This is a genomic window from Reichenbachiella versicolor, assembly GCF_003171675.1.
GTDB lineage: Bacteria > Bacteroidota > Bacteroidia > Cytophagales > Cyclobacteriaceae > Reichenbachiella > Reichenbachiella versicolor.
Genome location: NZ_QFZQ01000010.1, coordinates 82,907 through 95,818, shown reverse-complemented (window position 1 = coordinate 95,818; position 12,912 = coordinate 82,907). Strand labels below are relative to the sequence as shown.

11 protein-coding genes and 1 tRNA gene are annotated in these 12,912 nt (G+C 36.2%); 8 read left to right on the top strand and 4 right to left on the bottom strand.

Annotated elements, in window-relative coordinates; genetic code table 11:
* The first annotated feature begins 195 nt into the window (after window positions 1-195).
* Both DKG80_RS18125 and DKG80_RS18120 read left to right on the top strand, forming a co-directional pair.
* Window positions 196-579, top strand: a complete 384-nt coding sequence (locus DKG80_RS18125; RefSeq protein WP_109832792.1) for a DUF4783 domain-containing protein — start codon at window positions 196-198, stop codon at window positions 577-579.
* Window positions 580-606: 27 nt separating this feature from the next.
* Window positions 607-891: a hypothetical protein gene (locus DKG80_RS18120; RefSeq protein ID WP_109832791.1), complete on the top strand. Its 285-nt coding sequence runs from the start codon at window positions 607-609 to the stop codon at window positions 889-891.
* Window positions 892-923: 32 nt separating this feature from the next.
* Here DKG80_RS18120 and DKG80_RS18115 read toward each other — a convergent pair whose 3' ends face one another.
* Genes DKG80_RS18115 through DKG80_RS18100 form a run of 4 tightly spaced genes read right to left on the bottom strand, consistent with a single transcriptional unit; the run spans window position 924 to window position 4,692 of the window.
* Complete coding sequence (locus DKG80_RS18115) at window positions 924-1,913, bottom strand: glycosyltransferase (protein ID WP_109832790.1); 990 nt, start codon at window positions 1,911-1,913, stop codon at window positions 924-926.
* Between the two features lie 10 nt (window positions 1,914-1,923).
* The gene (locus tag DKG80_RS18110; protein ID WP_109832789.1) at window positions 1,924-2,781 is read right to left on the bottom strand and encodes a hypothetical protein; all 858 of its coding nucleotides are present in this window, start codon (window positions 2,779-2,781) and stop codon (window positions 1,924-1,926) included.
* A 14-nt stretch (window positions 2,782-2,795) separates the two neighbouring features.
* Window positions 2,796-3,302 carry a hypothetical protein gene (locus DKG80_RS18105; RefSeq protein WP_109832788.1) on the bottom strand — a complete coding sequence of 169 codons (507 nt, stop codon included), beginning with the start codon at window positions 3,300-3,302 and terminating at the stop codon, window positions 2,796-2,798.
* Window position 3,303: 1 nt separating this feature from the next.
* The gene (locus DKG80_RS18100) at window positions 3,304-4,692 is read right to left on the bottom strand and encodes a deoxyguanosinetriphosphate triphosphohydrolase (RefSeq protein ID WP_245907037.1); all 1,389 of its coding nucleotides are present in this window, start codon (window positions 4,690-4,692) and stop codon (window positions 3,304-3,306) included.
* A gap of 129 nt (window positions 4,693-4,821) precedes the next feature.
* On the opposite strand from DKG80_RS18100, the gene DKG80_RS18095 reads away from it, so the two are divergent.
* The 6 genes from DKG80_RS18095 to DKG80_RS18070 all read left to right on the top strand — a co-directional run bounded on the left by DKG80_RS18095 (window position 4,822) and on the right by DKG80_RS18070 (window position 12,909).
* Window positions 4,822-6,279, top strand: a complete 1,458-nt coding sequence (locus DKG80_RS18095; RefSeq protein ID WP_162555972.1) for a YfiR family protein — start codon at window positions 4,822-4,824, stop codon at window positions 6,277-6,279.
* Window positions 6,280-6,499: 220 nt separating this feature from the next.
* The gene (locus tag DKG80_RS18090; RefSeq protein ID WP_162555971.1) at window positions 6,500-6,970 is read left to right on the top strand and encodes a ribosome maturation factor RimP; all 471 of its coding nucleotides are present in this window, start codon (window positions 6,500-6,502) and stop codon (window positions 6,968-6,970) included.
* A gap of 4 nt (window positions 6,971-6,974) precedes the next feature.
* The gene (nusA, locus tag DKG80_RS18085) at window positions 6,975-8,216 is read left to right on the top strand and encodes a transcription termination factor NusA (RefSeq protein ID WP_109832785.1); all 1,242 of its coding nucleotides are present in this window, start codon (window positions 6,975-6,977) and stop codon (window positions 8,214-8,216) included.
* Between the two features lie 37 nt (window positions 8,217-8,253).
* Window positions 8,254-11,196, top strand: a complete 2,943-nt coding sequence (gene infB / locus DKG80_RS18080) for a translation initiation factor IF-2 (protein WP_109832784.1) — start codon at window positions 8,254-8,256, stop codon at window positions 11,194-11,196.
* Between the two features lie 236 nt (window positions 11,197-11,432).
* Window positions 11,433-11,506: transfer RNA gene (locus tag DKG80_RS18075), tRNA-Arg, on the top strand.
* Window positions 11,507-11,736: 230 nt separating this feature from the next.
* Window positions 11,737-12,909: a site-specific integrase gene (locus tag DKG80_RS18070; RefSeq protein WP_109832783.1), complete on the top strand. Its 1,173-nt coding sequence runs from the start codon at window positions 11,737-11,739 to the stop codon at window positions 12,907-12,909.
* Window positions 12,910-12,912: the final 3 nt, after the last annotated feature.

The window sequence follows — 12,912 nt, the reverse complement described above, 5'->3', positions numbered from 1 at the left end:
AATGATCCTTTTGTAAGGATTGTTTCTCTAATATCTTAGTCTTAATTAGATGTTAGTAGCTATACTTACAAACACTATGCAAGGCAAATAGCAAGTACTGTGTTATTAGGTGTATAAAATCGAATCAACTAGGTTAGTCTTCTTTGAATTTTGATATTAATTAGTTTAATTGTCCATGTCAAAATTCCTAGCATTATGAGAAAAATAATACTTTTTTCCTTTTTTAGTTTTTTCGGTTTTTGCTCTTTTTCGCAAGGCACCACTGATAATGTACAACTTGCTTTTCATTCTGGAAGCGCAAAGGAATTAGTGAAGTATTTTAATAAAATAACCGAGGTCAAGATCAATAACGTGGGTTCAGACTATAGTATAACTCAAGCTGAGCCAGTTTTTCGAGATTTCTTTAAACAAAACCCTCCAACTACTTTCGAGTATATTCACAAAGGACAGTCACCCCAAGGGCTCAAGTATAATATTGCTCAGTATGTAAGCAATAATAAAAGCTATAGAGTAGTTATGCTTTTGAAAAAAAATGGGCAGAACTATTACGTAGATACAATTAATCTTAGCGAAGAATAATTCACGATTTGTCATTAATAAATCTGTTTGGCAAGTTTCGAAAGTATTTTGGCAGGATTCGAAAATTTGAATAGGCCTATTTCGTATCAGATTAATATTATCATAAATATGATTATTTGGTACAACCCCGATCAACAAGAATATAGATGCGGTACGTTAGATGACTTATCGGAAGAGCTTGCTAGAGCTGAAAGCGAAGATGGGTATAATGTCATAAAGTGTTTTGAAACACACGAAGGATACTTAGCATTTGAGGTCTTAAGTCAATTAAACAAATTAAACTCTAGTATCGAAATGAATCTTAATATTTGAGACTCTTGATACTTCTAATATTCCCTTTTTATCTATTCATAGAAGTTTGATTGAAAGGCTGCGAACTCATCTTTCTTCAAAACAAGTCTTCTCCAAACCCCTTGTAAAAATCCTAATCCGTAACTAGATAGTTGTACAGTACTGGTAATTATTGATAACAAACCGATTTTTAGACTTTTGTTTTTGATGCTAGAATCAATGAATATCAAGAAGAAGTAAATGGTGGGTAACCATAGAAACGATTTATCGATTGATACTGAAACAATGAAAATCAAAGTCAATCCTAAAGTAAAAAGGGAAGGGGCAAGGTGTACTAGTTTCAGAGATTCAGGATGTCTTTTGTAAAGATTGATTCTGGCTATGCCTGAATTATAAACTTGCTTATAAAATTGTCTCAGGTTAGTTCTACGTTTATGATAGACAGATGTCTCCTTTATTAAAAAGGTTTTGAATCCATTTTTATTGATTCGTATACTCATGTCAATATCTTCCCCAAATCTCATATCCCCAAAGCCTTGTGTAGCTTCAAAGACTTTTCGAGAATAACCCATATTGAAACTACGTGGATGAAACTTCTCTATCTTTTCACTACCACCTCTAATACCCCCAGTTGTGAAAAATGAGGTCATAGAATAGCTAATGGCTTTTTGTAAATCATTAAAGTCCTTATGAGCCATGTCAGCTCCTCCAAAAGCATCTACTTGCTGTTGATTGATAGCAGATTGTAAAGTTGAAATGTAGTCTGGGGGAACAATACAGTCTGAATCAAAAAAGATAAAGAAATCCCCATTAGAATGTTTCATTCCGAAATTTCTACTTGCTGCAGGTCCAGAATTTTGTTTGAAGAAATAATAGATATTGAGATTAGGATAATTTTCAATCAAAAAATCAGATTTCTTATCAGAACCATCTTCAACAATCACAATTTCGAAGTTTTTAGATGTTTGTTGCTCTAAACTGTCCAGAAGTTCACGGAGTTCATTTGGCCGATTATATACTGGAATAATTATAGAAAATTTCATTTATCATCAGTTAATGAAGGTGCTCCTCAAAAAATAGGAGGCTTTCTTTGAAAAATCTTTGTACTACACCTCTTTGATCTTGTATCAAATCGAATTTGGTAATATGAGATAACGTTAATATTAAACCAGCCCAATCATCTTCATGCCACTGCGCTGAGGTTTCATTTATCTTTATAGGAGCTTCAGTGATATATGGCCATGAAGTAACATAGAAATAAGGTTCGTTGTAATACTTGTCTCCTGGTGACATACCGATAGATATACTTTTTGAGGTCGAGGTATCACCGGTGTTGAGTTTGATAATTGAACCTGCTTGATCAAAATGGTGAGGCCAAACTCTAATTTTTGAGCTTTCGGGATAATCCGCGATTATATCTTTTAGAATGAGGTTAGCGTTGTGATATATAAGCGCAAGCTCATGAAATGCTTTTTGATTAGTAACCTGAAAAGGTTTTCCCTTAGAAGGTGAGTATTCAGGTATCTTGTAGGGTAATTCTAAATTAATTTTCGAAAAGTCAAGACCAAGTTCTTTTAAGTTATGTTCCAGCCAGATCATTACGTCTGTTTGTTTGACATTATGAAGGGCTAAACTTGCCAAAGTTTCTAAGTTATGGCTTACAAGATAAACTTTGAAATCATTTATACTAAATGAAGATCGGAATGTAAGCTTTTCAGTTTCAACCCATCGACCTACCAATCTTTGAAGATTTATATCCCATTCTAGATTAGCTTGACTGTCATCTTCTTTATGGTCTAAGAAACTTCTACCTACTGCTGCTACATTTTGAATTGCTTGGTGACATTGTTCGCGTGCTTCAGATATGTCTTCTAACGCTTCTGGTGTTAGTAATTGCCAATTCAAATTCATGATTTGCTTAATTTTTATAGATAATTTTCTATCCTAAATCTACCTTCCTCAGGTAACGTTTTCCCTTCTACTAGATTCACTTGGTGAATCTCCTCGCAGAAATAAACTCCCTCAGATAATTTTGAAACTGAAAACTTAACGCTTACTTTTCGATTGTTTTCAATTAACGTTTGATAGTCAAATTTTTTAAACTGTTGATACATATTCCTTGTAAGAAATACCGTGACAAGCCCCCCTTTTTCATTTTGAACAAAAATATATGGGCTTTTCAAAAGGTCGTATTTTTCTAGCATCAAGAGATAACTGTTTCCAGCACTGTCTTCATCTATTAGCTGCTGAGTAGTCATTTCTGCACGTCGGGATTTGTAGAATTGATAGACACTGTCGGCCTGACCATAAAAACTACTCAAACGAAGCCAAGGGTAGCTTAAATCTCCACTTAGTCGGAAAGTATCCTTTCTCTCACAAGATAGAAGCAATGTCGCTGTGATTAACACAGCCGGCAATAATATTTTTTTCATCTCATCCAAGATCAATTCCTTTTATAGTTCTATAAGTCTTTAAAGCTGAGCTGTCAGTCATTCCAGAGATATAATCTGTAACCACCAACATATGGTCATAGGCTGATTGGCATTCATTTTCCAACCGATATTGTGTATCAGTTGGTAGTAACCTATATAAACTCTTGCTTCTTCCAGAATATTTATCGTTTTCATAAAACTTGTTGTACACTGCTTCTATGAAAGACTGTAATAATCCATCAATTACTTCAAAACCACTAGCTTCTTTTTCTAGTACCAGATGACTTTGGTAAAGCCTTTTAATTGAGAAATTGCCAATTTCTTCCATGATATCTTTTGAGGCTATCATGTCTGTCAACGCATAATCAAATTCTCCGGCAAGAATTTTCTCTTCATTTTCCATAAATACGTTTGCACATTCTTGGATTAGGCAATTAATAGCAACAGCTCGAAGTACTCCTATTTTTTCTTGATCACTCGGGATTTCTGCCAATTTATCAGGCATATATTGGTCTTTCAGGATTTTGGCTAGAAATGTTCTTACTTCATCAAAATTTACAAGTCCTAATCCAAAACCATCCTCAAGGTCAATAATGTTATAACAGATGTCATCAGCCGCTTCCACTAAGAAAGTTAATGGGTGGCGGCACCAAACATTTGAATGAGTTCCAAATGGAACTAATCCTAATTCTTTAGCTATCAAGCCAAACGATTTTTCATCAGAATCGAAAAAACCATATTTCTTTTGGCTCTTCTTACCCTCGATCCTCTCTCGAAAGTTTGAAGGACAAGGGTATTTTGAAAATGCTGCTAGTGTTGGTAAAGTAAGCTTTAAACCTTGACGATGATTTCTTGTTAAGAGTCGAAATCCTTGAGCATTACCCTCAAAATTTGTTAAGTCAGACCATTCATTTTTGGAAACTAAATCCTTGATTTTTTTTCCGCTAGGATTGAATTTAAAATAATCGGAAATCGCAGTTTCACCGGAGTGGCCGAAAGGAGGGTTGCCTACATCATGAGCTAAAGCGGCTGCGCCTACTATTGATCCTAAATCTTGGGAACTAATATTTTTTAGATCTTTGTGTTTACTCAATATTTCATCTCCAACAATCTTGCCTAAAGACCTGCCTACGCTAGATACTTCAAGACTATGTGTTAGTCTTGTATGAACAAAATCTTGATCAGGAAGGGGAAATACTTGTGTTTTATCTTGAAGGTTTCTGAATGGACGGCTAAAAATAATTCTATCATAGTCTGCCTCAAAAGCACTTCGAGTACCACCAAATGTCGATTTATTGCTGCTTTCACCAAACCTTAAGGGAGAAAGTAATTGATTCCAGTTCATCATTATTAAAGTAACTAACAGGCGAATATCAACATAATCATTCATTTAATGGAAGTCATTTTAAAACTGGATGTTAGGAAAAAACACACAGTATTATTTTCTACATCAAGTCAATGACTATATTTACCGTAATACCTTTTTTAATCTAACTAAGTCAGATTTAGAAAAATTCCTTTGATACGTAGTAAGTTTTTACTTCTTGTTTTTGCCCTAATAGGTTTTAATAGCCGATTAACTTTTGCTAGTGCAGACTATCAGGGAGTTAAGGCCGTATTGATTTACCAACTTTCAAAGCATATTATCTGGCCTGAAGATAAAGTGCATAAAGAAGTTAAAATTGGTTTTTATGGAAAGAATCAAGAGACTTTTCAAGAATTTTCAAGTTTAAAAAATCTTAAAATACAGCAGAAACCCGTCGTTGCCGTTAAAGTTAAATCCCTCAGTAATATCGATGATCTACAGGTTTTGGTATTAGATAAAAGTACTTCGGTGGATTTATTCAATGAAGCTGGTATTATCGAAAATAAGAAAATCTTATTAGTTTCAGAAGAGAGCCCGGACCTAAAAAATATCATGCTTAATATTGTCTATGACGAAGAAAGAAAGGCACTTAGCTATCAAATAAACAAGGCCAATATTTTACTTGAGGGATTAGAGGTTGATCCTGAGCTTTTGTTGTTAAGAGGGACTGAAGTGGATGTACGTCAGTTATATAGAGATATGAAGGCAGAGTTAAAAGAGGAACAGAAAGCTGTTGAATATCAAAGTCAATTACTTATTAAAGCCACGAAAGAACTTGTTGCGAGAGAAAAGGATATTATAGATTTAAAAAATTATTCTGAGGAGCTTAATTCCGATATTGGAAAAAAAGGGATAGAACTGGATGAGCTTCTTTTTGAGATTGAGTCTAAAGAAGAGAAAATTGAGTTGCAGCAACAAGAGTTTGAAAAGAAGCTGAAAATATTTGGAGTCTTAGAGAGTCAGTTGAAAACCCAAGAACAGCTGATATCTGCCAGAACTTCTGAGCTTGATAGTCTTGAAAGAGCTAGTTATGCGCAGCAGAGACTACTCAATGAACAATTATTAACTCTAAACTCTAAAAATACTCTAATTGATGCTCAGAGAAGAGCTATTTATCTAACCGCGGGTTTAGTAATGGTAGTTCTGATATCTCTAATTTTTGCCTATAGGGCATATATTACTAAAGGAGCCATTGCAGACAAGCTCAAGTCAGCTAATGAAAAATTGGAAGTTCAACATCTAGATAACCTCAAGCTCAACGAAGATCTGAGGAGGTTAAATGAAATGCTTGAAATTAAAGTAGCTGAACGTACTAGGGGATTAAAAGATAAGAATGAGCAATTGACAGAATACGCTTTTGTGAATTCGCATTTGTTGAGAGCACCACTTTCTAGAATTTTAGGCCTATGTCAGCTACTAGAAGCCAGTTCTTCTGCTGAAGAACATGATATGATTAGTGCAATGAAGAACTCTGCTGATGAACTTGACTCAATTGTGAGAAGAATCAATATATTGTTGGATCAAGAAGGAGGGTTTGACAGATCTAAAATCGAAGAACTTATTAAGAAGCGTATCATTGATACTGAAGTTCAAAAAGGAACAATGAGTTGATGTTTTTCATTTGTGAAAATCGGTAACGATTAGTAAGCCTTAATATAGAAACCTTATCAAAATATTATAATATAAACTATAAGATCGTCAAAATGAGCTTGGTTCAAGCTTTTAACAAAGCTTAATCATTTGTTTTCGTCAATATTTAGGCTACTTTTGCATCGAAATAACGATTTCGGGATGAGGGGACACTAGTCCCCTCTTTTTATGCAGAATATTTGTGAAAGGGAGTATAGACCAAATAATCAAAGACTATGTTCTTGATCTTATTAGTGATCAAGAAGACTTATTTTTAGTGGATGTTATTAAGAAGGGAAAGCAATCAGGAGGTAAAGTGATTGTTTTACTTGATGGTGACAATGGTCTCCCTATCGAAAAATGTGTGGAAATCAGTAGAGCGATATCAAGGTGCATTGACGAAGAAGTAGAGTTGGATGAACCTATGACTTATGAGGTGTCTTCTCCAGGTCTTGATCACCCACTTAAGCTTGTCAGACAGTATCATAAGAATATTGGGAAATCTATTAAAGTTACTTTTAAAGATCAGCAAGAATATACTGGTGAGCTCTTGAAAGTGGACGATAAATCCATCTTGATAGAAATTCCAGGTACAAAGAAGAAGCAACCAGAGCAGATGCAAATCAGCTTTGAAGAAATTTTAAAAACTGTTGTAGTAGTTTCATTTAAATAAAAAAATGGATAGTTCGGTATTAATAGAATCCTTTTCGGAATTTGCGAAAAGCAAGAACGTCGACAGGCCGACAATGATCAGAATACTGGAAGATGTATTCAAGACCATGATTCGACGCAAGTTTGAATATGATGATAATTTTGATATTATCATTAATGTCGATAAAGGCGACCTTGAAATATGGAGATTTAGAGAGATTGTTGATGACAATTCCGAGGATATCTGGGATCATGACAAAATCAGTCTTTCTGATGCTAGAAATATCGAACCTGATTTCGAGATTGGTGAAGAAGTAGCAGAAGAGGTAAAATTGATTGACTTCGGTAGACGAATGGTGATGACTGCTCGTCAAACTTTGATCCAGAAAGTAAAGGATTTAGAAAAAGACATTCTATTCCAAAAATACAAGGATCTAGTCGGAGAAATAATTAATGGTGAAGTATATCAAGTACTGGGTAGAGAAATTTTGCTTATAGACGGTGAGGGTAATGAATTGACAGTGCCAAAGTCAGAACAGATTAACAAGGATAGATTCAGAAAGGGTGAATCAGTAAGAGCTATTGTTGATAGGGTTGAGATTATAAATGGAAACCCAAGAATCATTCTTTCTAGAACTTCTCCTACATTTTTAGAAAGACTATTCGAAAGTGAAGTTCCTGAAGTATATGATGGACTAATAACTATCAAAAAAGTAGTTCGTGAGCCTGGTGAAAGAGCTAAAGTGGCAGTAGAGTCTTACGATGACAGGATCGATCCTGTAGGAGCATGTGTAGGTATGAAAGGTTCTCGTATCCATAGTATTGTACGAGAGCTTCAGAACGAAAATATTGACGTAATTAATTTTACCGATAACATGGAGTTGTATATCGCAAGAGCACTTAGCCCTGCGAAAATTACAAGCATGAAAATAGAAGAAGAAAGCAAAAGGGTGTCTGTATACCTCAAACCTGATCAAGTATCATTAGCCATTGGTAAAGGTGGTCAGAACATCAAACTTGCTAGTAAGCTAGTGGATATGGAAATTGATGTATTCAGAGAGCTAGAGGGAGTAGAGGATGAAGATGTGGCATTGACTGAGTTTACAGATGAGATCGAAGAATGGATCATTGAAGAACTTAGAAGAATAGGCTTGGATACCGCAAAGAGTGTATTGAATTTGACCGTTGAGGAGCTTCTTAGAAGAACAGATCTTGAAGAAGAAACTATCGACGATGTAGTTGGTATACTCAAGAAAGAATTTGAATAATTAGGCTAATAAAAAACAACAGGATTAATCATAGAGTATGGCAGGACCAATGATCAGGCTTAATCAAGCCGCTCGAAAGCTTAATGTAGGTATAGATACCGTCATTGAGTTTTTGGGAGAAAAGGGATTCGATATAGAGCGAAGCCCTAATACAAAAATTACATCAGAGCAATTTGATATGTTGGCTAAGGAGTATGCTGATTCCGCTCATGAGAAGGAAGAAGCGTCAGGGTTAGTCATAGGATCTAAATCGGGAGATAATGTAGTCATTAAGGCTGAACCTGATCCAGAGCCTAAAGAAGAACCAAAAAAGGAAGAAGAGATTCGAGTAATTGAGACTGCTCCATCTGCCCCCGTTGAAGTACCAAAACCAGTTGTAGAGAAGCCTTCAGAACCTGTTGCCGAAGAGCCTGTCAAAACTGAGGAACCTGCGGAAGCTCCTAAGCTTCAAGGTATCAAGGTAGTTGGTAAAATAGATCTTGAGCCAAAGAAAAAGAAAGCTGAGCCTAAGAAGGAAGAAGAGAAACCTGCTACTCCTACTCCTGAATCAAAAGCTAAGCCTGTTGAGGAGAAGAAAGAAGAGCCTAAAGAGGAACAACCTAAGGTAGAGATAAAGCCTGAAGTAGTTGAAACGAAGAAGGAAGAAAAGCCTCCAGTAGTAGAGAAGCCTGCTGAACCGGCAAAGGAGGTTGAGGTCGTTAAAACTGTAGCCCCAGCTCCGAAGGTTGAAGAACCTAAGAAAGAGGAACCTAAAAAGGAGGAACCAAAACCTGAAGAGAATAAGACGATAGAAGCTAAAGCTGATTCTTTGAGAGGACTTAAAGTTTTGGGTAAAATTGAATTACCTAAAACACCTAGCAAGTCAGATAAAAATAAACCAGTTGCTTCTTCAGATAAGGATAAGAAACGTCCACGTAAGAGAATTAGTTCGAATAGATCTGGTGATAACCAAGGTGGAGGTCAAAACCGAGGCGGAGGAAACCAAAACCGAGGCGGAGGAAACCAAAGAGGTGGACAACGAGGCGGTAAAGGTAGATTCCAAGACAAGAAAGTTGTCAAAGAAGAGCTTACTGACAAACAAATTCAGGATAAGATCAAAGCAACACTTGCTAAACTAAGCGGTGGAAGCGGTGGAAACACTGGAGGAAATAGATCTAAATACAGAAAAGACAAAAGAAATGCAGCTGCAGATGCTCAGGCAGAGCAAATGGAGCAAGAACAAAAAGAGTCTAAAACATTAAAGGTGACCGAGTTCGTTTCTGCTAACGACTTGGCAAGTTTGATGGATGTTTCTGTTAACGAAGTTATCTCTATGTGTATGTCTTTGGGAATGTTCGTTTCGATTAACCAAAGGCTTGATGCAGAATCTATAACTATAATCGCTGATGAATTCGGTTTTAAAGTTGATTTCACTACTGAAGATGAGGAATTAGATATTCAGGAGGAGGAAGATTCTGAAGATTCGTTAGAAGAACGAGCTCCGATTGTAACCATCATGGGACATGTTGACCACGGTAAGACTTCTTTATTGGATTACATTCGAGATGCTTCGGTAACAGAGGGTGAAGCAGGAGGTATTACACAGCACATTGGTGCTTATGATGTTATGACTAAGTCTGGACATAAAGTGGCCTTCTTAGATACACCTGGTCACGAAGCCTTTACTGCGATGAGAGCGAGAGGTGCGAAAATTACAGATATTGTAATTATCGTAGTGGCTGCAGATGATGATGTGATGCCTCAGACTAAAGAGGCTATTAACCATGCTCAAGTTGCTGGTGTGCCGATCATCATTGCTATTAACAAAGTAGATAAGCCAAACGCTAATCCAGATAAAATTAGAGAGGCCCTTTCTGCCAATAATATTTTAGTTGAAGATTGGGGTGGTAAGTATCAGTGTCAAGAGATATCTGCCAAGACTGGTCAAGGGGTTGACGATCTATTAGAAAAAGTGTTATTAGAGGCTGAAGTCCTAGAACTTCAGGCTAATTCTGATAAAAAGGCTGTTGGTTCTGTAATCGAGGCGACGCTTGATAAAGGTAGAGGTTATGTAACTACTATCATGGTACAAGCAGGTACTTTGAAGGTTGGTGATGTATTATTAGCAGGATCTTATTTTGGTAAGGTGAAAGCTATGTTTGACCATACCGGTAAGAAACTAAAAGAGGCAGGGCCTTCCACCCCAGTACAGATGCTTGGTTTGGACGGCGCACCGCAGGCTGGAGATAAATTCAACGTGATGGATTCTGATCGTGAAGCTCGTGAAATTGCTAACAAGCGTGAGCAAATCGAGAGAGAACAAAGTATCAGAACTAAGAAGCATATTACGCTTGATGAAATTGGTAGACGTTTGGCTATAGGATCCTTTAAAGAGCTTAACGTAATCGTTAAAGGTGACGTGGATGGATCTGTAGAAGCACTTTCTGATTCTTTATTGAAACTTTCTACTGATGAGGTTCAAGTTAACATTATTCACAAAGGTGTGGGGCAAATCTCTGAATCTGATGTGTTATTAGCTTCTGCTTCTGATGCGATTATCATTGGTTTCCAAGTGAGACCTTCAGGACAAGCAAAAACGATCGCTGAAAAAGATGAGATAGAAATCAGGCTATACTCTATCATCTATGATGCAATTAATGAAGTAAAAGATGCCATGGAAGGACTTCTTGCTCCTACAATGGAAGAAGTGATCACAGGTAATATTGAAGTAAGAGAAGTCTTTAAGATATCTAAAGTAGGTACTGTAGCAGGATGTTATGTAACTGATGGATATGTGAAGCGTGCTAACAATATTAGATTGATTAGAGATGGTATCGTATCGTATGAAGGTGAGATCGGGCAATTGAAGAGATTCAAAGATGACGTCAATGAAGTAAAAAATGGATACGAATGTGGTATCAGCATTAAGAACTTCAACGATATCAAAGTTGGTGATGTCATTGAGGGATATGAGCAAAGAGAAGTTAAAAGAACTCTATAAGAAATATGGAAGCGATTCATATTGTCGCTACCATATTCCTTTATTTCAGTCTTTTCAATTTAATAGTTGGACTTGCTTTTAAACCATGGGTGGTACTTTGGTTTTTAGATAAACAGTATAGATTGAAGGTGATTCAAATATTTGGTAGTTCATCAATAGTATTTTGGATCATAAAAATTATAACTGCGTAAATCAGGTTCTTGTCTAGGATCTTATATATTTGCGCTCCCAAAGATGGCCTCGTAGCATAACTGAATAGTGCACCTGATTACGGCTCAGGAGGTTGCAGGTTTGAATCCTGCCGAGGTCACGAAACTAAGGTCAAATTCTAACGAATTTGGCCTTTTTTTATGCTCTAGACTATCTAAATCGTCGATTCCTGTGATTTTAAGCATGTCACCTGAAATCACATAAAGTCATATTCCGCCATATTTTTTGTACCATTTTTGTACCCGCCGTTGTACCCGTTTTATTGCGATTCTATTGCAGACATAAGTGCTGGTAGTAATAATTGAATCCAGAGTATAAAAAAACGGAATTATGATAAAGTACACATTGGTTCACAATCGAAAGAACATAATTGGCAAAGACGGTAAGGCACTCGTTCAAATAAAGTGCTATTCACCCAATACAAAAAGGAATAAGTTTCTGAGTACAGACACTAGGTTAGAGCCTAATCAATGGGATTCACAAAAGTGTAGAGTCACACCTTACTTTGCTCAATACATTTCACTTAATAGAATTTTAGACGATAAGATCAAAAAGCTTCAAGATTACGAAATATCGATACTTGAAAGAGGTAAAGAGTGCTCTCTTGAGATGATAGAACAATACCACCTCAACGGAAAGGTAAATATGACTTTCAATGAATTTGTGGAAGATGAGATTAGCAATTGTACTTTGAGGTCTGGTACTATTCGACAACACAGAGGATTTCAAAAGAAACTAGACGAGTTTAATTCTAAACTTCTTTTCAGTCAAATTGACTTTGATCTATGCTGCCGATTTGAAAAGTGTCTTAGAGATGAAGACCTCCATGTGAATACAGTTGCCAATCATTTTAAGATGTTCAAACGTTTCGTCAATCTGGCAATTGACAAAGAGTATATGGAGATCAACAAGAATCCATTTATCCGTTTTAAAGCAAAAACAGTACCTCCTAAAAAGACATTTCTAACTCATGATGAAGTCAAACGAATTGAAAAGTTAGAATTGAATGAAAACTCCGAACTTGATCGAGCAAGGGACTTTTACTTATTTGGAGTCTATACTGCACTCCGCTTTTCTGACATTAAATCGCTGCGAAAGGATAACATCATGAAAACCGATGACGGTCAATGGCAACTATATATCCAAATGCAGAAAACAACTGAACCGTTATCCATTCCTCTTCATTTATTATTTGAAGGGAAACCAAAGGACATTATTGACAAGCACGAACAATTAAACCCAACCTCTGAAAAGTGCTTTAATTGCTACTCTAATGAATACCAAAACAGGCTTTTGAAAATCATTGCTCAAATGGCAAAGATTGATAAGCGATTATCATTTCATTCCAGCCGACATTCATTTGCTACTAACCTTCTCAATTACGGAATCCCAATTGAGATCGTACAAGCTCTCATGGGGCACAAAAAGATTCAACAAACTCAAGAATATGCAAAGCTTTTGAATGTGTCGGTAAATAGAGAACTTAGTAAGGTATGGTCATAGACT

Bases quoted from the DNA above. Each gene is read 5' to 3' on its own strand.
- DKG80_RS18125 (WP_109832792.1), top strand. From the start codon at position 196: ATGAGAAAAATAATACTTTTTTCCTTTTTTAGTTTTTTCGGTTTTTGC.
- DKG80_RS18100 (WP_245907037.1), bottom strand. From the start codon at position 4,692: ATGAATGATTATGTTGATATTCGCCTGTTAGTTACTTTAATAATGATG.
- DKG80_RS18115 (WP_109832790.1), bottom strand. From the start codon at position 1,913: ATGAAATTTTCTATAATTATTCCAGTATATAATCGGCCAAATGAACTC.
- DKG80_RS18070 (WP_109832783.1), top strand. From the start codon at position 11,737: ATGATAAAGTACACATTGGTTCACAATCGAAAGAACATAATTGGCAAA.
- DKG80_RS18110 (WP_109832789.1), bottom strand. From the start codon at position 2,781: ATGAATTTGAATTGGCAATTACTAACACCAGAAGCGTTAGAAGACATA.
- infB (WP_109832784.1), top strand. From the start codon at position 8,254: ATGGCAGGACCAATGATCAGGCTTAATCAAGCCGCTCGAAAGCTTAAT.
- nusA (WP_109832785.1), top strand. From the start codon at position 6,975: ATGGATAGTTCGGTATTAATAGAATCCTTTTCGGAATTTGCGAAAAGC.
- DKG80_RS18105 (WP_109832788.1), bottom strand. From the start codon at position 3,302: ATGAAAAAAATATTATTGCCGGCTGTGTTAATCACAGCGACATTGCTT.